The 25965-nt window shown below is 70.3% G+C and carries 23 protein-coding genes; 15 read left to right on the top strand and 8 right to left on the bottom strand.

All coding sequences use genetic code 11. From position 1 onward, the window contains the following. The first annotated feature begins 2 nt into the window (after positions 1–2). The 13 genes from ACZ68L_RS28565 (at position 3) to ACZ68L_RS28625 (ending at position 14262) form a co-directional block, all read left to right on the top strand. Positions 3–881: a hypothetical protein gene (locus ACZ68L_RS28565; protein ID WP_469582123.1), complete on the top strand. Its 879-nt coding sequence runs from the start codon at positions 3–5 to the stop codon at positions 879–881. 117 nt (positions 882–998) lie between these two features. After that, positions 999–3191: an excinuclease ABC subunit UvrC gene (gene uvrC / locus ACZ68L_RS28570; protein ID WP_469582125.1), complete on the top strand. Its 2193-nt coding sequence runs from the start codon at positions 999–1001 to the stop codon at positions 3189–3191. After that, positions 3188–4195 (top strand): RNase adapter RapZ, encoded by a 1008-nt coding sequence (rapZ, locus tag ACZ68L_RS28575; RefSeq protein WP_469582127.1) that lies wholly within the window; start codon positions 3188–3190, stop codon positions 4193–4195. The genes uvrC and rapZ overlap by 4 nt, the downstream gene beginning before the upstream one ends. Then, positions 4192–5226 carry a gluconeogenesis factor YvcK family protein gene (locus ACZ68L_RS28580; protein ID WP_361441873.1) on the top strand — a complete coding sequence of 345 codons (1035 nt, stop codon included), beginning with the start codon at positions 4192–4194 and terminating at the stop codon, positions 5224–5226. The genes rapZ and ACZ68L_RS28580 overlap by 4 nt, the downstream gene beginning before the upstream one ends. Beyond that, positions 5217–6206 (top strand): DNA-binding protein WhiA, encoded by a 990-nt coding sequence (gene whiA, locus ACZ68L_RS28585; RefSeq protein WP_030919772.1) that lies wholly within the window; start codon positions 5217–5219, stop codon positions 6204–6206. Before ACZ68L_RS28580 ends, whiA begins: the two co-directional genes overlap by 10 nt. Positions 6207–6466: 260 nt before the next feature. Then, on the top strand, positions 6467–7477 hold the full coding sequence (gap, locus tag ACZ68L_RS28590) for a type I glyceraldehyde-3-phosphate dehydrogenase (RefSeq protein WP_469582130.1): 1011 nt from the start codon (positions 6467–6469) through the stop codon (positions 7475–7477). Between the two features lie 109 nt (positions 7478–7586). Beyond that, a complete protein-coding gene (locus tag ACZ68L_RS28595) occupies positions 7587–8798 on the top strand; it encodes a phosphoglycerate kinase (protein ID WP_469582132.1) in 1212 nt (403 codons plus the stop codon). Positions 8799–8804: 6 nt separating this feature from the next. Beyond that, positions 8805–9581, top strand: a complete 777-nt coding sequence (tpiA, locus tag ACZ68L_RS28600) for a triose-phosphate isomerase (RefSeq protein WP_469582135.1) — start codon at positions 8805–8807, stop codon at positions 9579–9581. Between the two features lie 115 nt (positions 9582–9696). Next, complete coding sequence (secG, locus tag ACZ68L_RS28605) at positions 9697–9933, top strand: preprotein translocase subunit SecG (RefSeq protein ID WP_114243929.1); 237 nt, start codon at positions 9697–9699, stop codon at positions 9931–9933. Between the two features lie 109 nt (positions 9934–10042). Beyond that, the gene (locus ACZ68L_RS28610) at positions 10043–10378 is read left to right on the top strand and encodes an RNA polymerase-binding protein RbpA (RefSeq protein WP_266720873.1); all 336 of its coding nucleotides are present in this window, start codon (positions 10043–10045) and stop codon (positions 10376–10378) included. A 164-nt stretch (positions 10379–10542) separates the two neighbouring features. After that, a complete protein-coding gene (gene pgi / locus ACZ68L_RS28615) occupies positions 10543–12195 on the top strand; it encodes a glucose-6-phosphate isomerase (protein WP_469582139.1) in 1653 nt (550 codons plus the stop codon). A 4-nt stretch (positions 12196–12199) separates the two neighbouring features. After that, positions 12200–12703 (top strand): PH domain-containing protein, encoded by a 504-nt coding sequence (locus ACZ68L_RS28620; RefSeq protein WP_469582141.1) that lies wholly within the window; start codon positions 12200–12202, stop codon positions 12701–12703. After that, complete coding sequence (locus tag ACZ68L_RS28625; protein ID WP_469582143.1) at positions 12700–14262, top strand: PH domain-containing protein; 1563 nt, start codon at positions 12700–12702, stop codon at positions 14260–14262. The genes ACZ68L_RS28620 and ACZ68L_RS28625 overlap by 4 nt, the downstream gene beginning before the upstream one ends. A 226-nt stretch (positions 14263–14488) precedes the next feature. On the opposite strand, the gene pgl is transcribed toward ACZ68L_RS28625, so the two are convergent. Genes pgl through tkt form a run of 5 tightly spaced genes read right to left on the bottom strand, consistent with a single transcriptional unit; the run spans position 14489 to position 21053 of the window. After that, positions 14489–15271 carry a 6-phosphogluconolactonase gene (gene pgl / locus ACZ68L_RS28630; protein ID WP_391739881.1) on the bottom strand — a complete coding sequence of 261 codons (783 nt, stop codon included), beginning with the start codon at positions 15269–15271 and terminating at the stop codon, positions 14489–14491. Next, the gene (opcA, locus tag ACZ68L_RS28635) at positions 15268–16278 is read right to left on the bottom strand and encodes a glucose-6-phosphate dehydrogenase assembly protein OpcA (RefSeq protein WP_469582147.1); all 1011 of its coding nucleotides are present in this window, start codon (positions 16276–16278) and stop codon (positions 15268–15270) included. Before opcA ends, pgl begins: the two co-directional genes overlap by 4 nt. After that, a complete protein-coding gene (zwf, locus tag ACZ68L_RS28640; protein WP_469582149.1) occupies positions 16275–17807 on the bottom strand; it encodes a glucose-6-phosphate dehydrogenase in 1533 nt (510 codons plus the stop codon). Before zwf ends, opcA begins: the two co-directional genes overlap by 4 nt. A 5-nt stretch (positions 17808–17812) precedes the next feature. Then, the gene (gene tal, locus ACZ68L_RS28645; protein ID WP_469582152.1) at positions 17813–18931 is read right to left on the bottom strand and encodes a transaldolase; all 1119 of its coding nucleotides are present in this window, start codon (positions 18929–18931) and stop codon (positions 17813–17815) included. 34 nt (positions 18932–18965) lie between these two features. Continuing rightward, positions 18966–21053: a transketolase gene (tkt, locus tag ACZ68L_RS28650; protein WP_469582156.1), complete on the bottom strand. Its 2088-nt coding sequence runs from the start codon at positions 21051–21053 to the stop codon at positions 18966–18968. Positions 21054–21554: 501 nt separating this feature from the next. On the opposite strand from tkt, the gene ACZ68L_RS28655 reads away from it, so the two are divergent. Both ACZ68L_RS28655 and ACZ68L_RS28660 read left to right on the top strand, forming a co-directional pair. Then, complete coding sequence (locus ACZ68L_RS28655; RefSeq protein WP_469582159.1) at positions 21555–22508, top strand: heme o synthase; 954 nt, start codon at positions 21555–21557, stop codon at positions 22506–22508. A gap of 98 nt (positions 22509–22606) precedes the next feature. Further along, entirely contained in the window at positions 22607–22963 is a 357-nt protein-coding gene (locus ACZ68L_RS28660) for a hypothetical protein (protein WP_469582161.1), read from the top strand. A gap of 94 nt (positions 22964–23057) precedes the next feature. On the opposite strand, the gene ACZ68L_RS28665 is transcribed toward ACZ68L_RS28660, so the two are convergent. The 3 genes from ACZ68L_RS28665 to ACZ68L_RS28675 form a co-directional block, all read right to left on the bottom strand. After that, the gene (locus ACZ68L_RS28665; protein WP_469582164.1) at positions 23058–24071 is read right to left on the bottom strand and encodes a COX15/CtaA family protein; all 1014 of its coding nucleotides are present in this window, start codon (positions 24069–24071) and stop codon (positions 23058–23060) included. Between the two features lie 99 nt (positions 24072–24170). After that, on the bottom strand, positions 24171–24938 hold the full coding sequence (locus ACZ68L_RS28670; RefSeq protein WP_469582167.1) for an ABC transporter permease: 768 nt from the start codon (positions 24936–24938) through the stop codon (positions 24171–24173). Further along, positions 24935–25861: an ABC transporter ATP-binding protein gene (locus ACZ68L_RS28675; protein ID WP_469582170.1), complete on the bottom strand. Its 927-nt coding sequence runs from the start codon at positions 25859–25861 to the stop codon at positions 24935–24937. The genes ACZ68L_RS28670 and ACZ68L_RS28675 overlap by 4 nt, the downstream gene beginning before the upstream one ends. Positions 25862–25965 lie beyond the last annotated feature (104 nt).

A 25965-nucleotide genomic window follows, 5' to 3' on the forward strand; every position in this document is an offset into this window, starting at 1 on the left:
AAATGATCTTCAGGACCACACGCGCCGCCCGGTCCGCGGCCGCCGCCGTAGCCGCCACCGGCGTTCTGGCCGGCGCCGCCCTGCTCACCGTCACGGCTCCGCAGGCCGCCGCCGCCACCGGCCCCGCTGCCGATCCGGCCGCCCTGAGCGCCGCTCGCCGGGCGGCCACCGCCCCCGCGACCCTGGACACCCTGTCCCGCTTCTTCGCCCGCGAGGGCGCGATCACCCGGTCGGCAGCCGCACCGCGCATCGAGGGGCCCGCCGTCCCGGTGCGCAGCCTCGCCCCGGACTTCGTCGCCGGGAAACCGGGAGCGCCCGTCGCCCGGCTGGACTACCTCGCCACCACGGCCGTCTCCTCGGACGGCCAGAAGGCTTCGCTGTGGACCCTTCCGAAGGAAGGGAAGGACGGCGCCTGGCAGGTGGTGAACATCGCCAGCGGCGACGACGAGACGCGGTACGCCGCCGCGGGCGCGCGCAAGCTCCCCGGTGGGACGGTGTTCCACGAGCCGCAGACGGACGCCTGGTACGTCCAGCAGGGGGCCAGGGTGCTCCCTCTGGACGAGGACGCGGTCCGCGCGGTCGGCGCCCGCGGCACCACCCTGGCCGCCTACCGCACCCGGGTACAGCGGGCCTACGGTGACAAGCTCCCCGGCTCCGGATACGCCCGCTCCGGCAAGGCGGGTGGTTACGGACCGTCCGCCACCGCCTCCGGCCCCCGGGAGGGCGCCGGAGAGGACCACCGGGTGGCTGCCGCGGGCGCGGCCTCCGACACGGCCCTGACCGCCACGTCGGCCGCCGCCGGAGCGGGCGCCCTCGCCGTGCTCGCCCTCGGCGGCATCACGGCCCTGCGCAACCGCCGCCGCCACCGGACGGCCCCGTGACCGGCGACCGCACCCCCTGACCCGTGCTCCGGGGCGCGCTCCCCCGGTCCGCGCCCCGGAGCACGGGTCCACCGCCGACGGGCCGCGCTGTCACTGCCCGCAAGTAGGGTGGGACACATGGCAGACCCCTCCAGCTACCGCCCCAAGCCGGGACAGATCCCCGACTCCCCGGGGGTCTACAAATTCCGTGACGAACACCGCCGGGTGATCTACGTCGGCAAGGCCAAGAACCTGCGCCAGCGTCTGGCCAACTACTTCCAGGACCTGGCCGCGCTCCACCCGCGTACGCGCACGATGGTCACCACGGCCGCCTCGGTGGAGTGGACGGTCGTCTCCACGGAGGTCGAGGCGCTCCAGCTGGAGTACTCCTGGATCAAGGAGTTCGACCCCCGGTTCAACGTCAAGTACCGCGACGACAAGAGCTATCCGTATCTCGCGGTCACGCTCAACGAGGAATTCCCGCGGGTCCAGGTCATGCGCGGAGCCAAGAAGAAGGGCGTGCGCTACTTCGGCCCCTACGGGCATGCCTGGGCGATCCGCGAGACGGTCGACCTGATGCTCCGGGTCTTCCCGGTGCGTACGTGTTCCGCAGGCGTCTTCAAGAACGCCACCAGGACCGGCCGCCCGTGCCTCCTCGGCTACATCGGCAAGTGCTCGGCCCCCTGCGTGGGCCGGGTCACCCCCGAGGAGCACCGCGAACTGGCGGACGACTTCTGCGACTTCATGGCCGGCCGCACCGGTACGTACATCCGCCGCCTGGAGAAGGACATGATGGCGGCGGCCGAGGAGATGGAGTACGAGCGGGCGGCCCGGCTCCGCGACGACGTGGAGGCCCTCAAGCGGGCCATGGAGAAGAGCGCCGTTGTCCTCGCCGACGCCACCGACGCCGACCTGATCGCGGTCGCCGAGGACGAACTCGAAGCCGCCGTCCAGATCTTCCACGTCCGCGGTGGCCGGGTGCGCGGCCAGCGCGGCTGGGTCACCGACAAGGTCGAGAACGTCGACACCTCGGGCCTGGTCGAGCACGCCCTGCAACAGCTGTACGGCGAGGAGACGGGCGACTCCGTCCCCAAGGAGGTGCTCGTCCCGGCCCTCCCCGAGGACCCCGACTCCATCTCCCAGTGGCTCGCCCACCGCCGGGGCTCCCAGGTCAGCCTGCGCATCCCGCAGCGCGGTGACAAGAAGGACCTGATGGCGACGGTCCAGCGCAACGCCCAGCAGGCCCTGGGGCTGCACAAGACCAAGCGTGCCTCGGACCTGACGACCCGCTCCCGCGCCCTGGAGGAGATCGCCGAGGCGCTCGGCCTCGACACCGCCCCGCTGCGCATCGAGTGCTTCGACATCTCCCACCTCCAGGGCGACGACGTGGTCGCGTCCATGGTCGTCTTCGAGGACGGGCTGGCCCGCAAGGCCGAGTACCGCCGCTTCCAGATCAAGGGCTTCGAGGGCCAGGACGACGTCCGGTCGATGCACGAGGTGATCGGCCGCCGTTTCAAGCGGTATCTCCAGGAGAAGGAGCGGACGGGGGAGTGGGAGGAGACCCCCGCTCCCACTGGTCCCGTCCCGGCACCGCAGACCGCCCCGGAGGCCGGCAGCGACGCCGTCGCCCTCACGGGTGCCGCACGGGGCACGGACACGGCCCTCCTGCCGGCCGTCGCCCCCGGCGAGGGCATCTCTCCCGACCCGGGGACCGCACCCACGGGGCAGACCGTCCCCGGACCGGGCGCCGGCCCCGTCCCGGAGAGCGCCCCGGATCCGGACGCCGAGCCCCGTGAGGACGACGGCCGGCCCAAGCGGTTCGCGTATCCGCCGCAGCTCGTCGTGGTCGACGGCGGCCAGCCGCAGGTCGCCGCGGCCCAGCGGGCCCTCGACGAGCTGGGGATCGACGACATCGCCGTCTGCGGCCTCGCCAAGCGCCTCGAAGAGGTCTGGCTGCCCGATGACGACGACCCCGTCGTCCTGCCCCGCTCCAGCGAGGGCCTCTACCTCCTCCAGCGCGTCCGTGACGAGGCCCACCGTTTCGCGATCACGTATCAGCGCGCCAAGCGGGCCAAGCGCATCCGTTCCAGCCCCCTGGACGCGGTTGCAGGCCTCGGTGAGACCCGGAAACAGGCGTTGATCAAGCATTTCGGCTCCGTGAAGAAGCTGAGGCAGGCGACAATCGACGAGATTTGCGAGGTTCCGGGGATAGGCCGCAGAACGGCGGAATCAGTGGCTGTCGCCCTGGCCTCGGCCGCCCCGGCCACGCCCGCCGTGAACACGGCGACAGGAGAGATCATTGAAGAGGACGACGGGGGCAGCACGACATGACTGAGCACGAGCACGAACACGAAGTCGAGCACGAACACGACATCGAGCAGGAACACGACGTCGAGCACGACAGCACCGACCGAACAGACGGAGCAGGACACGTGAGTACGGGCACCACCATCGACACGGGCGACGGGAACGCGGCCATCCCCGAGCTGGTGATCATCTCCGGGATGTCGGGCGCCGGGCGCAGCACCGCGGCCAAGTGTCTGGAGGACCTCGGCTGGTTCGTCGTCGACAACCTGCCACCCGCCCTGATCCCCACCATGGTCGAGCTCGGCGCCCGCTCGCAGGGCAACGTGGCCCGTATCGCCGTCGTCGTCGACGTACGCGGCCGCCGCTTCTTCGACAACCTCCGTGACTCCCTCGCCGACCTGGAGGCCAAGCACGTCACCCGGCGGATCGTCTTCCTGGAGTCCTCCGACGACGCCCTGGTCCGCCGCTTCGAATCGGTCCGCCGCCCGCACCCGCTCCAGGGCGACGGCCGGATCGTCGACGGCATCGCCGCCGAGCGCGACCTGCTGCGCGAGCTGCGCGGCGACGCCGACCTGGTGATCGACACCTCCAGCCTCAACGTGCACGAACTGCGCGCCAAGATGGATGCCCAGTTCGCCGGCGACGAGGAGCCGGAGCTGCGCGCCACGGTGATGTCCTTCGGCTTCAAGTACGGCCTGCCGGTCGACGCCGACCTGGTGGTCGACTGCCGCTTCCTGCCCAACCCGCACTGGGTCCCCGAGCTGCGGCCGTTCACCGGGCTCAACGAAGAGGTCTCCGCCTACGTCTTCGACCAGCCCGGCGCCAAGGAATTCCTCAACCAGTACACGGAACTGCTCCAGCTCATCGCCGCCGGGTACCGCCGCGAGGGCAAGCGCTATGTGACGATCGCCGTCGGTTGCACGGGCGGCAAGCACCGCTCCGTGGCCATGTCGGAGAAGCTCGCGGCCAGGCTCGCTACCGAAGGCATCGAGACCGTCCTCGTCCACCGGGACATGGGGCGCGAGTGACCAGCCGTAATCTGCGCCTGCGGCGGCTGCGCAGAGCCGCCTCTGCGTTGCCCGGCCGCAAGCGCGGCGCGCAGCCCAAGGTCGTCGCGCTCGGCGGCGGCATGGGTCTGTCCGCGTCACTCGCCGCGCTGCGCCGGATCACCGGCGATCTCACGGCCGTGGTCACCGTCGCCGACGACGGCGGCTCCAGCGGCCGGCTCCGCGAGGAGCTCGGCGTCCTGCCGCCCGGCGACCTGCGCAAGGCGCTCGCCGCCCTGTGCGGTGACGACGACTGGGGCCAGACCTGGGCCCGGGTCATCCAGCACCGCTTCCAGTCCAAGGGCGATCTGCACGAGCACGCGGTCGGCAATCTGCTGATCGTGGCCCTGTGGGAGCAGCTCGGTGACCATGTCCAGGCCCTGGACCTGGTCGGCAAGCTCCTCGGGGCGCACGGCAGGGTGCTGCCCATGTCCGCCGTGCCGCTGGAGCTCCAGGCGCTCGTACGGGGCCACGACCCGGACCGCCCGGACGACGTGGACACGGTGCGCGGCCAGGCCACCGTGGCGCTCACCCCGGGCGAGGTGCAGTCCGTCCACCTCGTCCCGCACGACCCGCCGGCCGTCCCCGAGGCCGTCGCCGCGGTCCTGGACGCCGACTGGGTGGTGCTCGGTCCGGGGTCCTGGTTCTCCTCCGTGATCCCGCATCTGCTCGTCCCGGAACTGCTCGACGCGCTCGTCGAGACCAAGGCCCGCAAAGTCCTCTCGCTCAACCTCGCACCGCAACCCGGCGAAACTGATGGCTTCTCTCCGCAGCGTCATTTGGAGGTTTTGGGACGACACGCCCCTAAACTCGCCATGGACGTGGTGCTGGCCGACGAAGCCGCCGTGCCCGATCGTGAGTCCCTCGCCGACGCCGCCAAGCGGCTCGGCGCCGCGGTCGAGCTGGCGCCGGTGGCCTCACCCGACGGCGTTCCGATCCATGATCCGGAGCTGTTGGCCGCCGCGTACGACCGTATTTTTCGGATGCATGGAAGGATCGGCCCATGGCGATGACGCCGGCGGTGAAGGACGAAATCTCTCGGCTTCCCGTGACCCGGACCTGCTGCAGGAAGGCAGAAGTCTCGGCGATCCTTCGGTTCGCGGGTGGGCTGCACCTGGTGAGCGGCCGGATCGTGATCGAGGCAGAGCTGGACACCGCGATGGCGGCGCGCCGGCTGAAGCGGGACATCCTCGAAATCTTCGGGCACAGCTCGGAGCTGATCGTGATGGCTCCCGGCGGGCTGCGGCGCGGCTCCCGCTATGTCGTCCGGGTGGTGGCGGGAGGCGATCAGCTGGCCCGTCAGACCGGCCTGGTGGACGGCCGCGGCCGGCCCATCCGCGGTCTGCCGCCGCAGGTGGTCTCGGGGGCCACCTGCGACGCCGAGGCCGCCTGGCGCGGGGCCTTCCTGGCCCATGGCTCGCTCACCGAGCCGGGCCGCTCCTCCTCACTGGAGGTGACCTGCCCGGGGCCGGAGGCGGCACTCGCGCTGGTCGGCGCGGCCCGCAGGCTCTCCATCGCGGCGAAGGCCCGCGAGGTGCGGGGGGTGGACCGGGTCGTCGTCCGCGACGGCGACGCGATCGGTGCGCTGCTCACCCGGCTCGGCGCCCATGAGTCGGTGCTGGCCTGGGAGGAGCGGCGGATGCGCCGTGAGGTCCGCGCCACGGCCAACCGGCTCGCCAACTTCGACGACGCCAACCTGCGCCGTTCCGCGCGGGCCGCGGTCGCCGCGGGTGCCCGGGTGGGGCGCGCGCTGGAGATCCTCGGCGAGGAGGTGCCCGAGCACCTCGCGGCGGCCGGACGGCTGCGCATGGAGCACAAGCAGGCCTCCCTGGAGGAGCTGGGCGCGCTCGCCGACCCGCCGCTGACGAAGGACGCGGTCGCCGGCCGGATCCGCCGACTCCTGGCGATGGCCGACAAGCGGGCCCAGGACCTGGGGATCCCGGGGACGGAATCGACCCTCAGCGAGGAGCTCGCCGACGGGCTGGTGGGGTGACCCGCGAAGGATGTGAAACCGGCCGAATTCAGAACGCGAGGCAATCCCCGGGGTGTTGACGCTCCGTAATCGTCACTGCGTGTCCGGCCGGGCGTTCGAAGGCCCGTGCTCCTACCGAGGAGTACGGGCCTTCGCGGTTCTTCCGGCCCCGCTCGATGTCACTCCCGGACCATCGGAGAGGTAGGGTCGGAGGCGGTCGGGGACATCTCATACAACTCGCCGGGGTGAAAGCCCCGCGTACCTAACGAGGAGATCGGTTCGTGACGATCCGCGTAGGCATCAACGGCTTTGGCCGCATCGGTCGTAACTACTTCCGCGCGCTGCTGGAGCAGGGTGCGGACATCGAGATTGTGGCTGTCAACGACCTGGGTGACACCGCGACCACGGCCCACCTGCTGAAGTACGACACCATTCTGGGGCGTCTGAAGGCAGAGGTCAGCCACACCGCCGACACCATCACCGTCGATGGTCACACGATCAAGGTGCTCTCCGAGCGCAACCCGGCCGACATCCCCTGGGGCGAGCTGGGCGTCGACATCGTCATCGAGTCGACCGGCATCTTCACCAAGAAGGCGGACGCCGAGAAGCACATCGCCGGTGGTGCCAAGAAGGTCCTCATCTCGGCTCCGGCCAAGGGCGAGGACATCACCATCGTGATGGGTGTCAACCAGGAGAAGTACGACGCGGCCAACCACTACGTCATCTCCAACGCCTCCTGCACCACCAACTGTGTCGCGCCGATGGCCAAGGTGCTGGACGAGAACTTCGGCATCGTCAAGGGCCTCATGACGACGGTCCACGCCTACACGAACGACCAGCGCATCCTGGACTTCCCGCACTCGGACCTGCGTCGCGCCCGCGCCGCCGCCGAGAACATCATCCCGACCACCACCGGCGCGGCCAAGGCCACCGCCCTGGTGCTCCCGCAGCTGAAGGGCAAGCTGGACGGCATCGCCATGCGCGTCCCGGTCCCGACCGGCTCGGCCACCGACCTGGTCGTGGAGCTGCAGCGCGAAGTCACCAAGGACGAGGTCAACGCCGCGTTCAAGAAGGCCGCCGACGACGGCGACCTCAAGGGCATCCTCTCCTACACCGAAGACCCGATCGTGTCCTCGGACATCGTCGGCGACCCGGCGTCCTGCACCTTCGACTCCTCGCTGACGATGGTTCAGGAGGGCAAGTCGGTGAAGATCCTCGGCTGGTACGACAACGAGTGGGGTTACTCCAACCGTCTTGTCGACCTGACCGTCTTCGTCGGCAACCAGCTCTGACCTCCGGGTCGGCAGGCACCTCGATGTGAGCACGGGGCTCGAACAGCGCAACGTCGCGCTGTTCGAGCCCCGTTGCATGCTCCCTCGTCCTTCCAAGGAGTCCAGCAAGATGAAGACGATCGACGAACTTCTCACCGAAGGGGTCACCGGCAAGCGCGTATTCGTCCGCGCCGACCTCAACGTGCCGCTGAGCGGCACCACCATCACCGACGACGGCCGCATCCGCGCCGTCCAGCCGACCGTGGAGAAGCTCGCCGCGGCCGGGGCGCGGGTCATCGTCGCCTCGCACCTGGGCCGCCCCAAGGGTGCCCCGGACCCCGCCTTCTCCCTGGCGCCCGCCGCCGCACGCCTCGGTGAGCTCCTCGGCGCCGACGTGGCCTTCGCGACCGACACGGTCGGCGAGTCCGCCCGCGCCACGGTCTCCGCGCTCACCGACGGCCGGGTCGCCGTCATCGAGAACCTCCGCTTCAACCCCGGTGAGACGTCCAAGGACGACGCCGAGCGCGGCGCGTTCGCCGACCAGCTCGCCGAGCTCGCCGACGTGTACGTGGGCGACGGCTTCGGGGCCGTGCACCGCAAGCACGCCTCGGTCTTCGACCTCCCGGCCCGGCTGCCGCATGCCGCCGGCGACCTGATCGCCACCGAGGTCGGCGTCCTGAAGAAGCTCACCGAGAACGTCGAGCGCCCCTACGCCGTCGTGCTCGGCGGCTCCAAGGTCTCGGACAAGCTCGGCGTCATCGACCACCTGCTGGAGCGCGCCGACCGCATTCTCATCGGCGGCGGCATGGCGTACACCTTCCTCAAGGCCCAGGGGCACGAGGTCGGCAGCTCCCTCCTCCAGGAGGACCAGATCCCGGCGGTGCTGGAGTACCTCAAGCGCGCCGAGGAGAAGGGCGTGGAGTTCGTGCTCCCCGTCGACGTCGTGGTCTCCGAGCAGTTCCCGGACCTCAAGGCCAAGGCCCCGACGCGGCACCGCACCGTGCCCGCGGACGCGATCCCGGCCGGTTTCATGGGGCTGGACAACGGTCCCGAGACCAACAAGCTGTACGCCTCGAAGCTCGCCGACGCCGTCACCGTCTTCTGGAACGGCCCGATGGGCGTCTTCGAGCACCCCGACTACGCCGAGGGCACCCGTGCCGTCGCCCAGGCCCTCGTCGACTCCTCGTGCTTCAGCGTCGTCGGCGGTGGTGACTCCGCCGCCGCCGTCCGCATCCTGGGCTTCGACGAAAACGCATTCGGACACATCTCGACCGGTGGCGGCGCCAGCCTCGAATACCTTGAGGGCAAGACGCTTCCCGGCCTCGCCGCACTGGAGGACTGACCTTTCATGACCACTCGCACCCCGCTGATGGCGGGCAACTGGAAGATGAACCTCAACCACCTTGAGGCCATCGCACACGTCCAGAAGCTCGCCTTTGCCCTGGCCGACAAGGACTACGACGCCGTCGAGGTCGCCGTCCTGCCGCCCTTCACCGACCTGCGCTCCGTGCAGACGCTGGTCGACGGCGACAAGCTGAAGATCAAGTACGGCGCCCAGGACATCTCGGCGCACGACTCCGGCGCGTACACCGGTGAGATCTCCGGCCCGATGCTCGCCAAGCTGAAGTGCACCTACGTCGCCGTCGGCCACAGCGAGCGCCGCCAGTACCACGGCGAGACCGACGAGATCTGCAACAGCAAGGTGAAGGCGGCCTACAAGCACGGCCTGACCCCGATCCTCTGCGTCGGCGAGGAACTGGAGGTCCGTGACGCGGGCAACCACGTCCGGCACACGCTCGCGCAGGTCGACGGCGGTCTGCAGGACATCCCGGCCGAGCAGGCCGAGTCGATCGTGATCGCGTACGAGCCGGTCTGGGCGATCGGGACCGGCAAGGTCTGCGGCGCCGACGACGCCCAGGAGGTCTGCGCGGCGATCCGCGGCCGCCTCGCCGAGCTGTACTCCCAGGAGCTGGCCGACAAGGTCCGCATCCAGTACGGCGGCTCCGTGAAGTCCGCAAACGTCGCCGAGATCATGTCGAAGCCGGATGTGGACGGGGCCCTGGTCGGCGGGGCGGCGCTGGACGCCGACGAGTTCGTCAAGATCGTCCGCTTCCGCGACCAGTGAGTATGCGGTAGCGCGGATCCGTCGTACCCTTGCGGGGGCCGGGGAAGGTGTAGCCTCCCGGCCCCCGTTGTTCGCACATGCAGTCCAGAGGAATTCCGGAAAGTAGGGACCAGCCGTGATTTTGGCGTTCGAGATCGCCCTGATCGTCTTCAGCCTGCTGCTGATGCTGCTGGTGCTGATGCACAAGGGAAAGGGCGGCGGCCTCTCCGACATGTTCGGCGGCGGCATGCAGTCGTCCGTGGGCGGCTCCTCGGTCGCCGAGCGGAACCTCGACCGGATCACCGTGTTCATCGGTCTGGCCTGGTTCGCGTGCATTGTTGTGCTTGGTCTGCTGATCAAGCTGGACAACTGACCCGTCGTACGCGATTCCCGGTGAGGGTGTAACTCCTTTCACTGGACGCGCGTTGGGCCTTACGTAGACTGGGGCATCTTCGAGCACCATCACGCAGGGAGTTACGACCGTGGCAAGTGGCAACGCGATCCGGGGAAGCCGGGTCGGAGCGGGGCCGATGGGGGAGGCCGAGCGTGGCGAGTCCGCGCCGCGTCTTCGCATCTCCTTCTGGTGCTCGAACGGGCACGAGACGCAGCCGAGCTTCGCCAGTGACGCGCAGGTACCGGAGACTTGGGACTGCCCGCGCTGTGGTTTCCCGGCCGGCCAGGACCGGGACAGCCCGCCGGCCCCGCCGCGCACCGAGCCGTACAAGACACACCTCGCGTACGTACGCGAGCGGCGCAGCGACGCGGACGGTGAGGCCATCCTCGCCGAGGCCCTGGCGAAACTCCGGGGCGAAATCTAGCGCCTCGCACCGGAAGTTCACCGGCCGGGCACCCACGGGGTGCCCGGCCGGACTGCTTTTGCCGTGCCGCAGCTTCCCATTGTCTCGTCAACCCCTCTGATCAATTAGGTTGGAGAGGCAGCGGGGCATCTGCAGGCACGAGAAGAAGTGGGCTGATATCCGGGATGAATACACCTAGCCGAACCAGGCTCAACCAGACGCCCGAATGGAATGCTCTGGGCAAGCACCGTGAGCAGCTCGGGACGACGCATCTGCGACAGCTCTTCGCGGACAATCCGCAGCGCGGTACCGGATACACCCTCCGGGTCGGCGATCTGTATGTCGACTACTCCAAGCACCTGGTCACCGACGAGACGCTCCGGCTGCTGCGCGAACTGGCCGTGACCACCGGGGTGGCGGAGCTGCGGGACGCGATGTTCCGCGGCGAGAAGATCAACACCACCGAGGACCGCGCCGTCCTGCACACCGCGCTGCGTGCCCCGCGCGATGCGGTGATCGAGGTCGACGGCGAGAACGTGGTGCCCGGTGTGCACGCCGTGCTCGACAAGATGGCGTCCTTCTCCGACCGCGTCAGGTCGGGGGAGTGGACCGGTCACACCGGCAAGCGCATCAAGAACGTCGTCAACATCGGCATCGGCGGCTCCGACCTCGGACCCGCCATGGCGTACGAGGTGCTGCGCTCCTTCACGGACCGCTCGCTCACCGTTCGCTTCGTGTCGAACGTCGACGGCGCCGACCTCCACGAGGCCGTGCGCGATCTCGACCCGGCCGAGACGCTCTTCGTCATCGCGTCGAAGACCTTCACCACGATCGAGACCATCACCAACGCCACCTCCGCCCGTGACTGGCTGCTGACCGGTCTGAGGGCCGGTCAGGAAGCGGTCGCCAAGCACTTCGTGGCGCTGTCGACGAACGCCGGGAAGGTCGCGGACTTCGGCATCGACACCGCCAACATGTTCGAGTTCTGGGACTGGGTCGGCGGCCGCTACTCGTACGACTCCGCCATCGGCCTCTCGCTGATGATCGCCATCGGCCCGGACCGGTTCCGCGAGATGCTCGACGGCTTCCACCTTGTCGACGAGCACTTCCGCACCGCCCCCGCCGAGGACAACGTCCCGCTGCTGCTGGGCCTGTTGGGCATCTGGTACGGAGCGTTCTTCGACGCCCAGTCGCACGCCGTGCTGCCGTACAGCCACTATCTGTCCAAGTTCACCGCGTACTTGCAGCAGCTGGACATGGAGTCCAACGGCAAGTCCGTGGACCGGAACGGCGATCCGGTCGACTGGCAGACCGGACCGGTTGTCTGGGGCACCCCCGGCACCAACGGGCAGCACGCCTACTACCAGCTGATCCACCAGGGCACCAAGGTCATCCCGGCCGACTTCATCGGCTTCGCCGAGCCGGTCGCGGACCTGCTGCCCGGTCTGGTCGCCCAGCACGATCTGCTGATGGCCAACTTCTTCGCCCAGACCCAGGCGCTGGCCTTCGGCAAGACACCGGACGAGGTCCGTGCCGAGGGCGTCGCCGAGGAACTGGTGCCGCACAAGACCTTCAAGGGCAACCACCCGACGACGACGATCCTGGCCGACCGCCTGACCCCGTCCGTCCTCGGCCAGCTGATCGCGCTGTACGAGCACAAGGTCTTCGTCCAGGGCGCCGTCTGGAACATCGACTCCTTCGACCAGTGGGGCGTCGAACTGGGCAAGGTGCTCGCCAAGCGGATCGAGCCGGTGCTGACCGAAGGCCGGGGAGGCGAGGGGCTGGACAGCTCGACCGCCGCACTCGTCGAGGCGTACCGCGCCCGCAGGGGGCGCTGAGCCGATGACCACGGGGGAGCGGACGGTGCGGCTGAGGCCGCCGAACAACACCCTGGACCCGAGGGCCGTCGGCTGGTGGCGGGCCCGGTGGCTGCTGCTGACCGCGGCGCCGGTGGTCGTCCTGGCCGTGCTGGGCGCGCTCATCGAGCCCGCCCGGTTCTGGCTGCTGCTGCCCGCCGCGGTCCTCGCGGTCCTCGGCGCCGGCTGTGCCGTCCTCTTCCCCCTCTGGTGGTTCCGCACCCACCGCTGGGAGGTCACCGACGAAGCGGTGTACGTCAGAACCGGTGTGCTGTGTCAGGAGTGGCGGATCGCCCCGATGTCCCGGATCCAGACCGTGGACACCGTGCGCGGCCCGCTCGAACAGCTCTACCGGCTCGCCACGGTCACCGTGACCACCGCGTCGTCCAAGGGCGCGGTGCGGATCGAGGGGCTGGGCCATGAGCTGGCGGCCGAGCTGGCCGAGCGGCTGACCCGGATAACCCAGGACATTCCCGGGGACGCCACATGAGCGCCGGGACGACCGTCTTCCCGGAGGCCGGCGACGACAGCGCCGACGGCCTCGGTGCCGCTGCCGGCTGGCGGCGGCTGGACCGGCGTACGGTCCTCGTCAGCGCACTCGTCACGGCCGGGGTGGCGGCCGGCGCGGCCGTGCCCACCACGCTGGGACTCTCCGGGCGGGTCGGGTTCGGGCCCGCGGTCGCCTGGGTGCTGGCCGGTGCCGCTGTGCTGATCGCGAGTGCCGCGGCCGGCGATCACGTGCGGTGGCGCCGCACCCGCTACCGCGTCGGCGCCGAACGGGTCGAGCTCCACACCGGGCTGCTCCTGGTCAAGAAACGCTCACTGGCCCGCGAGCGCATCCGCAGCGTCGACCTCACCGCCCACCCGCTGCAACGGGTCCTCGGTCTGGTCACCGTCCGCATCGGCACCGGCGAGCACTCCGGCAACGAATCCACCCTGGAACTGGACCCGGTCCCCAAGGCCGAGGGCGAGCGGCTCCGCCGCGAACTGCTGGAACGTACGGCCACCGCAGCTCCGGGCACCCATCGCGAGGGCGAGCTCGTCGCCCTCGACCCGCGCTGGATCCGCTACGCACCGGTCTCGTTCGTCGCCCCCGCGCTCGGCGGCGCGGCGGCCGGTGGGGTGATGCAGGTCAGCGACTGGTTCGGGGCGCAGGGACGGGTGATCGACTGGATCGGTGACCGGTTCCGGGACACCTCGCTGATCGCCGTGATCGTGATCCTCGTCGCCGCCGCGGTCGCCGCCGGGATCGTCGGCGCGCTCGGCCTGTGGGTCGAGATGTGGTGGGGCTACCGGCTGGAGCGCGAACCCGGCGGCACCCTGCGCGTCCGGCGCGGACTGCTGACCTCCCGCTCCGTCTCCATCGAGGAGCGGCGGCTGCGCGGTGTCGACCTCGTCGAACCGCTCGGCATCCGGCTGTTCGGCGCCGCCAGGGTCGACGCGATCACCACCGGGCTCGCCAAGGACGACGAGGAGCAGCGCGGCGACCACAACACCCTGCTGCCCGCCGCGCCGCGCCGCGTCGCCGACGCGGTGGCCGCCGACGTCCTGGGCGAGGTCGCGTCGCCGACGGGCACCGCGCTGACCGGACACCCCCGCGCGGCCCGGGGCCGGCGGTCGCGCCGGGCGTGCTGGGCCGTCGGCGCACCCGTCGCCGTCCTCGTCGTCCTGGGGGTGCTGCTGGCACCCGTCCTGCTCTGGGTCGCGCTCGCCTGCGCGGCCGTCGGGCTGCCCGCCGCACTGCTCCTCGCCCGGGACGCGTACCGCGGCCTGGGACACGCCGTCAGCGGCGACTACCTGGTGGTCCGGTCCGGCACGGTGCGGCGCTCGACCGCCGCGCTGGAGCGGGCCGGTGTCATCGGCTGGACGGTCAGGCAGACGTACTTCCAGCGACGGGCCGGGGTGCTGAGCCTCACCGCGACGACGGCCGCCGGAGCGGGCGCGTACACGGCGTACGACGCCGATGCGAGCGAGGGACTCGACTTCGCCTCCCAGGCCGTTCCGGGCCTGCTGGAACCCTTCCTGGAGCGCACTCCGCCCGCCGGATGACCGCGCGGTGCCCGGCCGGGCACCGGGTCGGGCGAACAGAGCCCGCCCGAGGCTCTCGGTGCGGTGCGGTGCGGTGCGGTGCGGTGCCGGACCGAGCACGGTCCCTGAAGTACGCCGCACCCGTCACCGCGGTTGCGGCACGCACTCGGGCCGTGCCCAGCACGCCGCAGGCCCGGTTCGCTCCGAGGAACGAACCGGGCCTGCGTACAACGGTACTGACGACTGCTCAGGAAGAGGCGGGCGGATACAGCGCGCGCGGCAGCCGCGAGGCCGCCGCCGCGTCCAGCAGCCACAGGGTGCGGCTGCGTCCGTACGCACCGGCCGCCGGGGCCTGGATCTCCCCGGCACCCGAGAGCGCGATCTCCGCGGCCTCCGCCTTGTCCTCACCCGCGGCGAGCAGCCACACCTCGCGCGCCGCCCGGATCGCGGGCAGCGTGAGCGAGACCCGGGTGGGCGGCGGCTTGGGGGCGCCGTGCACACCGACGACGGTGCGCTCGGTCTCCCGTACCGCGGGCAGCTCCGGGAAGAGCGACGCGACATGCGTGTCCGGGCCGACACCCAGCATCAGGACGTCGAACGTCGGCACCGGACCGTGGTCCTCGGGGCCGGCCGCCGCGGCCAGTTCAGCGGCGTACGAGGCCGCCGCCGCGTCGGCGTCACTGCCGCAGGGGCCGTCCGAGGCCGGCATCGCGTGCACCCGTGACGGGGTCAGCGGCACCGAGTCCAGCAGGGCCTCGCGGGCCTGCGTGACATTGCGCTCCGGATCGCCCTCCGGCAGGAACCGCTCGTCGCCCCACCACAGGTCGAGCCGCGACCAGTCGATCGCGTCCCGGGCGGGCGCGTCGGCGAGGGCGGCCAGCAGGCCGTTGCCGTTGCGCCCGCCGGTGAGGACCACCGAGGCGTAGCCGCGCGCGGCCTGGGCGTCCACGATCCTCGTGATCAGCCGGGCTGCTGCGGCCTGTGCCATCAGCTCCTTGTCGCGGTGCACGACAAGCTGAGGGGCACTCACTTCGCCGCCGCCTTCTTGGCCGCGGTCTTCTTCGCGGCGGCCGGGGCGGCGGCGGGAGCGGGCTCGGACGGCTTCTGCTCCGGTCCGGCGAGCTTCTCCACCCCGAACTTCACCGTCGCCGCATAGGTGTTGTCCGGGTCCAGGCGCCGCAGCTCCTCGGCGAGCAGCTCGGCCGTGTCCCGGCGCTTGAGCGCCACCGCACGGTCCGGCTGGCCCTGCATCGAGAGCGTGGCCAGCGAACCGTCCGGCCGGTCCAGGACGATGACGCCGTTCTTGGTCTCCATCCGCACGGCCGTCAGACCGGGGCCGTCGGACAGGGTGCGCGCCACCGGAACCTGGAGCCGGTCCGCGAGCCACATGGCGAGCAGCTCACAGCTCGGGTTCTCCGACTCGCCCTCGACCGTCGCCGAGACCACCTCGACCTGCTGCTGGTCGAGCGCGGCCGCCAGCATCGAGCGCCACGGCGTGATGCGGGTCCAGGCCAGATCGGTGTCGCCCGGGGTGTACGACCGGGCGCGCACCGCGAGTTCGTCACCCGGGTGCTCCGAGGAGTACGCGTCCGTGATCCGGCGCTGGGCGAGCGCGCCCAGCGGGTCCTTCGCCGGGTCGTCGGGCGCGTCCTCGGGCCACCAGACCACGACCGGGGCGTCCGGCAGCAGCAGCGGCAGGACCACCGACTGGGCGTGGTTGGCCAGCTCGCCGTGGAGACGCAGCACGACGGTCTCGCCGGTGCCCGCGTCGGAGCCGACCCGCACCTCGGCGTCGAGCCGGGCGTCCCGGCGGCTGCGCGGCGAGCGGCTGACCCGCTTGATCACCGCGATGATCCGCGAGGGGTGCTCGCGCGAGGCGTCACCGGCCGACTTGAGCGCGTCGTACGCGTTCTCCTCGTCGGTGACGATGACCAGGGTCAGCACCATGCCGATGGCCGGGGTGCCGATGGCGCGGCGGGCCGACACCAGCGCCTGGTTGATCTTGCTGGAAGTGGTTTCCGTGAGATCGATCTTCATGGCCGGCGCCAGCTCCGTCCGTCTCGTGCGAGCATCTCGTCCGCCTCGGCCGGGCCCCAGGTGCCCGCCGGGTACTGCGCGGGCTTGCCGTGCTTGTCCCAGTACTCCTCGATCGGGTCGAGGATGTTCCAGGAGAGTTCGACCTCCTGGTGCCGCGGGAAGAGGTTGGCGTCGCCGAGCAGCACATCGAGGATGAGCCGCTCGTACGCCTCCGGGCTGGACTCCGTGAAGGACTCGCCGTACGCGAAGTCCATCGTGACGTCGCGCACCTCCATCGAGGTGCCGGGCACCTTGGAGCCGAACCGCACGGTCACGCCCTCGTCCGGCTGGACCCGGATGACCAGGGCGTTGCCGCCCAGCTCCTCCGTGGCGCCGGACTCGAAGGGCAGATACGGGGCGCGCTTGAAGACGACCGCGATCTCCGTGACCCGGCGGCCGAGCCGCTTTCCGGTCCGGAGGTAGAACGGCACGCCCGCCCAGCGGCGGTTGTTGATCGTCAGCTTGATCGCGGCGAAGGTGTCGGTCGTCGACTTGGGGTCGATGCCGTCCTCCTCCAGATAGCCGGGGACCTCCTCGCCGCCCTGCCACGCGTGCGCGTACTGGCCGCGCACCGTGTGCTTGCCCAGGTCCTCCGGCAGCTCCACCGCCGTGAGCACCTTGAGCTTCTCGGCGACCAGGGCCTTCGGGTGGAAGGAGCCGGGCTCCTCCATCGCCGTCAGCGCCAGCAGCTGGAGCAGGTGGTTCTGGATGACGTCACGGGCGGCGCCGATGCCGTCGTAGTAGCCGGCCCGGCCGCCGATGCCGATGTCCTCGGCCATCGTGATCTGGACGTGGTCGACGTACGACCTGTTCCAGATCGGCTCGAACATCGTGTTGGCGAACCGCAGCGCCAGGATGTTCTGGACCGTCTCCTTGCCCAGGTAGTGGTCGATCCGGAAGACCTCGTTGGGCGGGAACACGTCGTGGACGATCTGGTTGAGCTCCTGTGCGCTCTTCAGATCGTGGCCGAAGGGCTTCTCGATGACGGCACGCCGCCAGGAACCCTCCTTCTGGTCGGCGAGCCCGTGCTTCTTGAGCTGCTGGACGACCTTGGGGAAGAACTTCGGCGGCACCGAGAGGTAGAAGGCGAAGTTGCCGCCCGTGCCCTGTGCCTTGTCGAGGTCCTGGATCGTGGCCTTCAGGGTCTCGAAGGCGTCGTCGTCGTCGAAGTTGCCCTGGACGAAGCGCATCCCCTGGATGAGCTGCTGCCAGACCTCTTCACGGAACGGCGTACGCGCGTGTTGCTTGACGGCGTCGTGGACCTCCTGTGCGAAGTCCTCGTCCTGCCACTCGCGGCGCGCGAAACCGATGAGCGAGAAGCCCGGCGGCAGCAGGCCGCGGTTGGCCAGGTCATAGACGGCGGGCATCAGCTTTTTACGGGACAAATCGCCCGTGACGCCAAAGATCACCAGGCCCGACGGACCCGCGATGCGCGGGAGCCGTCGGTCCTGGGGGTCACGAAGCGGGTTGGCTCCGGGAACACCAGACAAGGTGGTCAGCCCTCCGAAGGGGCGAGGCGCTTGAGCTCCGCCTCGGTCGAGTTGAGCAGGTCGATCCAGGACGCCTCGAACTTCTCGACGCCCTCGTCCTCAAGGAGCTGGACGACGTCGTCGTAGGAGATCCCGAGCTTCGCGATCCCGTCGAGCTCGGCACGGGCCTGCTCGTAGGTGCCGGCGATGGTGTTGCCCGTGATCTGTCCGTGGTCCGCCGTGGCGTCCAGAGTGGCCTCGGGCATGGTGTTCACCGTGCCGGGGGCGACCAGGTCGTCGACGTACAGGGTGTCCTTGTACGCGGGGTCCTTGACACCGGTCGAGGCCCACAGCGGACGCTGCTTGTTGGCCTGCGCCTTGTCCAGGGCGACCCAGCGCTCCGAGCCGAAGACCTCCTCGTACGCCTGGTAGGCGAGCCGGGCGTTGGCGAGCGCCGCCTTGCCCTTGAGCGCCTTGGCCCCGTCGGTGCCGATCGCGTCGAGACGCTTGTCGATCTCGGTGTCCACGCGGGACACGAAGAAGGAGGCCACCGAGTGGATCTTGGAGAGGTCCAGGCCCGCTGCCTGCGCCTTCTCCAGACCCGCCAGGTAGGCGTCCATGACCTCGCGGTAGCGCGCCAGCGAGAAGATCAGCGTGACATTGACGCTGATGCCCCTGCCGATGACCTCGGTGATCGCCGGGAGACCGGCCTTCGTCGCCGGGATCTTGATGAGCGTGTTGGGCCGGTCCACCAGCCACGCCAGCTGCTTGGCCTCGGCGACGGTGGCGGCGGTGCGGTGCGCCAGACGCGGGTCGACCTCGATGGAGACCCGGCCGTCCTGGCCGTCCGTGGCGTCGAAGACCGGACGCAGGATGTCCGCCGCGTCCCGCACATCGGCCGTCGTGATCATGCGGATGGCCTCGTCGACGGTGACCTTGCGGGTGGCGAGGTCGGTGAGCTGCTGCTCGTAGCCGTCGCCGTGCGAGATCGCCTTCTGGAAGATCGACGGGTTGGTGGTGACGCCCACGACGTGCTGCTCGTCGATCAGCTCGGCGAGGTTGCCCGAGGTGATCCGCTTGCGCGACAGGTCATCGAGCCAGATCGCCACGCCCTCGTCGGAGAGGCGCTTGAGTGCGTCTGTCATGAGAATTGCATCTCCTACTAGTCGTATAACGGCGTCAGCGCGTGGCGGCGGCGAGAGATTCCCGCGCTGCGGCGGCGACGTGCTCGCCGGTGAAGCCGAACTCACGGAAGAGGACCTTGGCGTCGGCCGAGGCACCGAAGTGCTCCAGCGAGACGATCCGGCCGGCGTCTCCCACGTACCGGTGCCAGGTCAGACCGATACCGGCCTCGACCGCGACCCGGGCCTTCACGGACGGCGGCAGAACACTGTCCTGGTAGGCCTGGTCCTGCTCCTCGAACCACTCGACCGACGGCATCGACACCACCCGGGTCGGGATGCCGGCCGCCTGCAGCTCCTCGCGCGCCTCGACGGCGAGGTGCACCTCGGAGCCCGTACCGATCAGGAGGACCTGCGGCTCTCCGCCTTCGGCCTCGAAGAGCACGTAGCCGCCCTTGGCCGCGTCCTCGTTGGCCTCGTACGTCGGCACGCCCTGGCGGGTCAGCGCCAGACCGTGCGGGGCGCCCTTGCCGAACACCTTGGTGTAGCGGCGCAGGATCTCGCGCCAGGCGATGGACGTCTCGTTGGCGTCGGCCGGACGGACGATGTTCAGGCCCGGGATGGCGCGCAGCGAGGCCAGGTGCTCCACCGGCTGGTGGGTCGGGCCGTCCTCGCCGAGACCGATCGAGTCGTGCGTCCACACGTACGTCACCGGCAGGTGCATCAGCGCGGACAGTCGCACGGCGTTGCGCATGTAGTCGGAGAACACCAGGAACGTGCCGCCGTAGATCCGGGTGTGGCCGTGCAGCGCGATGCCGTTCATGGCCGCGGCCATGGCGTGCTCGCGGATACCGAAGTGGATCGTGCGGCCGTACGGGTCCGCGCCGGGCAGCGGGTTGCCCGCCGGGAGGAACGACGAGGACTTGTCGATCGTCGTGTTGTTCGAGCCCGCCAGGTCGGCGGAGCCGCCCCACAGCTCGGGGATGACCTCGCCGAGCGACTGGAGCACCTTGCCGGAGGCGGCACGGGTGGCGACGCTCTTGCCCGGCTCGAAGACCGGAAGCCTGTCCTCCCAGCCCGTGGGCAGTTCGCCCGCGGAGATCCGGTCGAACTCGGCGGCGCGCTCCGGGTTGGCGGTGCGCCAGGCGGCGAGGGACTTCTCCCACTCGGCCTTGGCCTCGCGGCCGCGGTCCAGCGCCTCACGGGTGTGGGAGATGACCTCGTCGGAGACCTCGAAGGACTTCTCCGGGTCGAAGCCGAGGACCTTCTTCGTCGCGGCGACCTCTTCGTCGCCGAGCGCCGAGCCGTGCGAGGCCTCGGTGTTCTGGGCGTTCGGGGCGGGCCAGGCGATGATCGAGCGGGCCGCGATGAACGAGGGCCGCTCGGTCTCGGCCTTGGCGGCCCGCAGCGCCTCGTACAGACCCGCCGGGTCCAGGTCGCCGTCGGGCAGCTGGTCGACGCGCTGGACGTGCCAGCCGTACGCCTCGTACCGCTTCAGGGTGTCCTCGGAGACCGCGGTCTCCGTGTCGCCCTCGATGGAGATGTGGTTGTCGTCCCACAGCAGGACCAGGTTGCCGAGCTTCTGGTGGCCGGCCAGCGAGGACGCCTCCGCGGAGATGCCCTCCTGGAGGCAGCCGTCACCGGCGACGACCCAGACCATGTGGTCGAACGGGGAGGTGCCGGGGGCCGCCTCCGGGTCGAACAGGCCACGCTCGTAACGGGCGGCCATCGCCATGCCGACGGCGTTGGCGACACCCTGGCCCAGCGGGCCCGTGGTCGTCTCGACGCCGGTGGTGTGGCCGTACTCCGGGTGACCGGGGGTCTTCGAGCCCCAGGTGCGGAAGGCCTTGAGGTCATCGAGCTCCAGGCCGTAGCCGGCCAGGTAGAGCTGGATGTAGAGGGTCAGGCTGCTGTGACCCGCGGAGAGCACGAACCGGTCGCGACCGGTCCACTCGGCGTCGGCGGGGTCGTGCCGCATCACCTTCTGGAAGAGGGTGTACGCGGCGGGAGCCAGGCTCATCGCCGTGCCCGGGTGGCCGTTTCCGACCTTCTGTACGGCGTCGGCGGCAAGGACGCGGACAGTGTCCACGGCCCGCTGGTCCAATTCGGTCCACTGGAGATCTGTGGTGGTCGGCTTGGTGCTCACCCTGAGTCAGGGCTCCTCTCCACTGTTTGAAAACCGGTGACTGTGACCGCACCGGGCGTTGTCGAGCCTACCCCCGTCGGAACAAGCATTTTCCGGCTGCTTTCCAGGGTGCAGGCGGCCCGCGGAGTTCGCCTCCCGTATGAGCGCAACGGCTCACTTCTGGGCCCTCCGATGAGCGCGCACTGTTACCGATGCGCCCTCCGATGAGCGCGTCCTTCCACTGATGCGCATTGATGGGCTTGTCCCCTTATCGACGTTCTCCTCATCGGTTCATCGGTGTTCTCCGCGTGCCGTCTCCCCGCTCCAGCGTCACCCCGACGAGCGTGGGCGTGCCCGCTCCCGCGTCACTCCGATGAGCCGGACGCCGTGCTTCCGCGCCACTTCAACACGACCCCACCCCCGCGAAGGGTGGCCTGTCCGCCAACGTCTACAGTGGTCTGGTTCGCGCAAGTCTTTACCGGGCCTTCACGCCCGGAGCTTGCTGGGATTTCTCTGTCAGGGGTGTGTGTGACGGCCGTCGAGTCCCGACCCGCAGGGGTCGCCTTGACTCCCAGCCCGGGGGGCCACCGCCCGTTCGGGGCCCGTGTCAAGGCATTCGTGGCGCTGACCAAGCCTCGGATCATCGAGCTGTTGCTGATCACCACTGTTCCGGTGATGTTCCTGGCCGCTCAGGGTGTACCCGATCTGTGGCTCGTTCTCACCACCACCATCGGGGGGTATCTCTCCGCTGGCGGCGCCAACGCGCTGAACATGTACATCGACCGCGACATCGACGCGTTGATGGACCGTACCTCGCAGCGTCCGCTGGTCACCGGCATGGTGAGCCCGCGTGAGTGCCTGGCCTTCGGGTTCGCCCTCGCGGTGATCTCCACGGTCTGGTTCGGACTGCTCGTCAACTGGCTGTCGGCCGCGCTCGCGCTCGGCGCGCTGCTGTTCTACGTCGTCGGCTACACGATGCTGCTGAAGCGCCGTACCTCGCAGAACATCGTCTGGGGCGGCATCGCCGGCTGCCTGCCGGTCCTCATCGGCTGGTCCGCCGTGACCAACTCGATGTCCTGGGCCGCGGTCATCCTCTTCGCCGTGATGTTCTTCTGGACGCCGCCGCACTACTGGCCGCTGTCCATGAAGGTGAAGGACGACTACGCCAGGGTCGGTGTCCCGATGCTGCCGGTCGTCGCCTCCAACCGGGTGGTGGCCCGCCAGATCGTCGTCTACAGCTGGGTGATGGTCGCCGTCTCACTGCTGCTGACCCCGCTGGGTTACACCGGCTGGTTCTACACGGTGGTGGCGCTGCTGACCGGTGGGTTCTGGCTGTGGGAGGCGCACGCCCTGCTCAACCGCGCCAAGGCCGGAGTGACCGGCGGGAAGCTCAAGGAGATGCGGCTGTTCCACTGGTCGATCACCTACGTCTCGCTGCTCTTCGTCGCCGTGGCGATCGACCCCTTCCTGCGGTAGTCCCGCTTCCTCTACTCCTGCCGACGGGCGGGGTACGTGGCCCACGCCATGTGCCCCGCCCGTCGCACGTCGTTCTGCCCGTCGGTAGCATCCTGAGCATGGCAGAGACGGCAGAGACCCAGGTGGAGAGCGGCAAGCAGGCGGCCCGCGCGGAGCGCAGGGCGGCGAGGCTCGCCAAGCAGATCGGTGCCTTCTCCAAGGCGCACGGCGGCGCGGAGGGCCAGCTCGCCTACATCGGGCAGATGGGCACCCGCATCGTTCTCGTGGGCGAGGACGGCGGCTGGGGCGACCTGGTGGCCCCGTCGTACGCGGTCGCCGAGAGCGCCACGCGCAAGGCCGGGATCACGATGCACGAGTCCTTCGACGGGGAGTTCGCCGCGAAGGTCCGCACCGGCCCGTACGAGTGGACGCGCATGGCCGGCATCCAGGTGGGCGGCCCCTCCGACAAGGCCTGACCGGACGGACCCCCCTACGCCGATCGCCGGACGGACCTGCGTACAGGTCCGTCCGGCGATCGGCGTATGAGGGCGGCTTCCGGGCGCCCGGAGCTCAGCCCGCCGCAGCGGGCTCCGGCTGCTCGGCGGCGGGGCCGGGCACCGGGGCGACGGCCAGCGGGCGCTCACGCAGCGACAGCAGCACCCGCACGACCGCGATCCACACCAGGCACGAGCCGAACATGTGCAGGCCGACGAGGATCTCGGGAGTGTCGGTGAAGTACTGGACGTAACCGATGACGCCCTGACCCATCAGCACCAGGAAGAGGTCACGGGCGCGGTGGAGCGGGCCGATGGGCGCGTCCACGGCCTTCAGCACGAACCAGAGAGCCACGGTGAGCGCCACCACGGCCCAGGCCAGATCGGCGTGCAGCTGCGTGATCATCTTCCAGTCGATCGGGATGCGGTGGACGTCGCTGGAGTCACCCGCGTGCCGTCCGGCGCCGGTGACGACCGTGCCGACCGCGATCAGCAGCCCCGCCACGACCGTGAGCAGCCAGGTCAGCTGGGACACCGCCTTGCCCACCAGCGGACGGGGTGCCTCGTCGCCCTCGCGGACCCGTTGCCAGGTCACCATCGCCACGGTGAGCAGCGCCGTGGAGAGCAGGAAGTGCGCCGCGACGGTGTACGGGTTGAGGCCGACCAGCACCACGATGCCGCCGAGCACCGCGTTGCCCATGACGATCCAGAACTGTGTCCAGCCGAGCCGGGTGAGGCTGCGCCGCCAGGGCTTGGCGGACCGGACGGCGATGATCGCCCACCCGACCGCCGCGCACAGGACGTACGTCAGCATCCGGTTGCCGAACTCGATGGCGCCGTGGAAGCCCATCGCGCTGGTTGCCGTGAGGCTCTCGTCGGTGCACTTGGGCCACGTCGGGCAGCCGAGGCCGGAGCCGGTCAGCCGCACCGCGCCGCCGGTCACGACGATGAGCACGGCCATGACGACGGCCGACATGACCGCACGGCGCACCGTGCGGGGGGACGGAGTCCATCGCTCGGCGATGTAGAGGAGCGGGTTCCGCGCGGCTTGAGCGACTTCGGCTCGGGTCAGCTTGGGCACGCGCTCCATCGTAGGCGGCGGCTTGTGCAGGCTTTCACGAGGGGGACGAGTTACCCCGAACCGGCGACGGAGCGCGCCCGCGGGCTCACTCCGGGCCGAAGCGCCGGCTCACTCCCAGCGGAAGAACCTGGCCGCCGCGCCCAGCCCGAGCACCGCCCACACCGCGAGGATGCCGAGGTCGCCCCACGGCATCGACGCGCCGTGCTGGAGCACATCGCGCAGTCCGCCCGACAGGGCCGCGATCGGCAGCAGCCCCAACACCGACTGCACCGCGTCCGGGAACTTGTCGAGCGGCACGATGACCCCGCCGCCGACCAGCAGCAGCAGAAAGACCAGATTGGCGGCGGCGAGCGTCGCCTCCGCCTTCAGCGTCCCGGCCATCAGCAGACCGAGCCCGGAGAAGGCCGCGGTGCCGAGCACGAGCAGCAGCAGGACGGCGAACGGGTTGCCGTGGGGCGACCAGCCCAGCGCGAACGCGATCACCGTGAGCAGCACCACCTGCAGCACCTCGGTGACGAGCACCGCGAGCGTCTTGGCGGTCATCAGCGCCCAGCGGGGCAGCGGCGAGGCACCCAGCCGCTTGAGCACCCCGTACCGCCGCTCGAAACCGGTGGCGATGGCCTGGCCGGTGAAGGCCGTGGACATCACGGCCAGCGCGAGAATGCCGGGCGTCAGGAAGTCCACCGACCTGCCCTCGCCCGTGTCCACGATGTCGACCGCGCTGAACAGCACCAGCAGCAGCGTCGGAATGATCACGGTCAGCAGCAGCTGCTCCCCGTTGCGCAGCAGCATCCGCGTCTCCAGCGCGGTCTGCGTGGTGATCATCCGGGAGAGCGGGGCGGCGCCCGGCCGCGGGGTGTACGTACCGGCGCTCATGCGCGCAGCTCCTTGCCGGTCAGTTCCAGGAAGACGTCCTCCAGGGTGTGACGCTCCACGGAGATGCCGGACGGCATCACTCCGTGCTGCGCGCACCAGGAGGTGACGGTGGCCAGCAGCTGCGGGTCGACGTCGCCGGTGATGCGGTATGTGCCCGGGGTGAGCTCCGCCGCCTCCGAGCCGTCGGGCAGCGCCTTCAGGAGGGAACCCAGGTCGAGACCGGGGCGGCCGGTGAAGCGCAGGGTGTTCTCGGCACCGCCGCGGCAGAGCGTCTCGGGGCTGCCCTGGGCGATGACCTTGCCCGCGTCGATGACGGCGACATCGTCGGCGAGCTCCTCGGCCTCGTCCATGAAGTGGGTGGTGAGGACGATCGACACGCCGTCGGCGCGCAGCTCGCGCACGAGGTCCCAGGTGGAGCGGCGGGCCTGCGGATCGAGGCCGGCGGTCGGCTCGTCCAGGAAGACCAGCTCGGGGCGGCCGACGACGGCCATCGCCAGGGCGAGCCGCTGCTGCTGGCCGCCGGAGAGCCGGCGGTAGGTCGTCCGGCCGCAGCCGCCGAGGCCGAGGCGCTCGATCAGCGCGTCGACGTCCAGCGGGTGGGCGTGGAGCTTCGCCATGTGGCGGAGCATCTCGTCGGCGCGCGCGCCGGAGTAGACACCACCCGACTGGAGCATCACACCGATCCGGGGGCGGAGCTCCGCGGCGTCGGCCACCGGGTCGAGGTCGAGGACCTTCACCGTCCCGCCGTCCGGACGGCGGTACCCCTCGCAGGTTTCGATGGTGGTGGTCTTGCCGGCACCGTTGGGGCCGAGGACGGCGGTGACGGTGCCGGTGCGTACACGCAGGTCGAGGCCGTCCACAGCGGTCTTGGGGCCGTACCGCTTCACCAGGTTCCTGACCTGTACGACGGACTCGCTCTTCATGGCCGGTAAGTGTAGGCAGGGGCGGAAAGGGGCCGTGTCGCGGGGCCGCATTAGGTAACCCTAAGTGATGAACCGCACCGTAGATCGTTTCGGACCGTGGTTGT

This window comes from Streptomyces sp. NPDC104309, from assembly GCF_055584025.1.

What these genes read in the sequence shown, in the direction of transcription:
- opcA (WP_469582147.1), bottom strand. Translation starts at nt 16,278, where the DNA reads ATGAAGATCGATCTCACGGAAACCACTTCCAGCAAGATCAACCAGGCG.
- ACZ68L_RS28625 (WP_469582143.1), top strand. Translation starts at nt 12,700, where the DNA reads ATGAGCGCCGGGACGACCGTCTTCCCGGAGGCCGGCGACGACAGCGCC.
- ACZ68L_RS28665 (WP_469582164.1), bottom strand. Translation starts at nt 24,071, where the DNA reads ATGGAGCGCGTGCCCAAGCTGACCCGAGCCGAAGTCGCTCAAGCCGCG.
- uvrC (WP_469582125.1), top strand. Translation starts at nt 999, where the DNA reads ATGGCAGACCCCTCCAGCTACCGCCCCAAGCCGGGACAGATCCCCGAC.
- ACZ68L_RS28595 (WP_469582132.1), top strand. Translation starts at nt 7,587, where the DNA reads ATGAAGACGATCGACGAACTTCTCACCGAAGGGGTCACCGGCAAGCGC.
- ACZ68L_RS28675 (WP_469582170.1), bottom strand. Translation starts at nt 25,861, where the DNA reads ATGAAGAGCGAGTCCGTCGTACAGGTCAGGAACCTGGTGAAGCGGTAC.
- tal (WP_469582152.1), bottom strand. Translation starts at nt 18,931, where the DNA reads ATGACAGACGCACTCAAGCGCCTCTCCGACGAGGGCGTGGCGATCTGG.
- ACZ68L_RS28670 (WP_469582167.1), bottom strand. Translation starts at nt 24,938, where the DNA reads ATGAGCGCCGGTACGTACACCCCGCGGCCGGGCGCCGCCCCGCTCTCC.
- tpiA (WP_469582135.1), top strand. Translation starts at nt 8,805, where the DNA reads ATGACCACTCGCACCCCGCTGATGGCGGGCAACTGGAAGATGAACCTC.
- whiA (WP_030919772.1), top strand. Translation starts at nt 5,217, where the DNA reads ATGGCGATGACGCCGGCGGTGAAGGACGAAATCTCTCGGCTTCCCGTG.
- ACZ68L_RS28620 (WP_469582141.1), top strand. Translation starts at nt 12,200, where the DNA reads ATGACCACGGGGGAGCGGACGGTGCGGCTGAGGCCGCCGAACAACACC.
- ACZ68L_RS28660 (WP_469582161.1), top strand. Translation starts at nt 22,607, where the DNA reads ATGGCAGAGACGGCAGAGACCCAGGTGGAGAGCGGCAAGCAGGCGGCC.
- rapZ (WP_469582127.1), top strand. Translation starts at nt 3,188, where the DNA reads ATGACTGAGCACGAGCACGAACACGAAGTCGAGCACGAACACGACATC.
- pgi (WP_469582139.1), top strand. Translation starts at nt 10,543, where the DNA reads ATGAATACACCTAGCCGAACCAGGCTCAACCAGACGCCCGAATGGAAT.
- ACZ68L_RS28565 (WP_469582123.1), top strand. Translation starts at nt 3, where the DNA reads ATGATCTTCAGGACCACACGCGCCGCCCGGTCCGCGGCCGCCGCCGTA.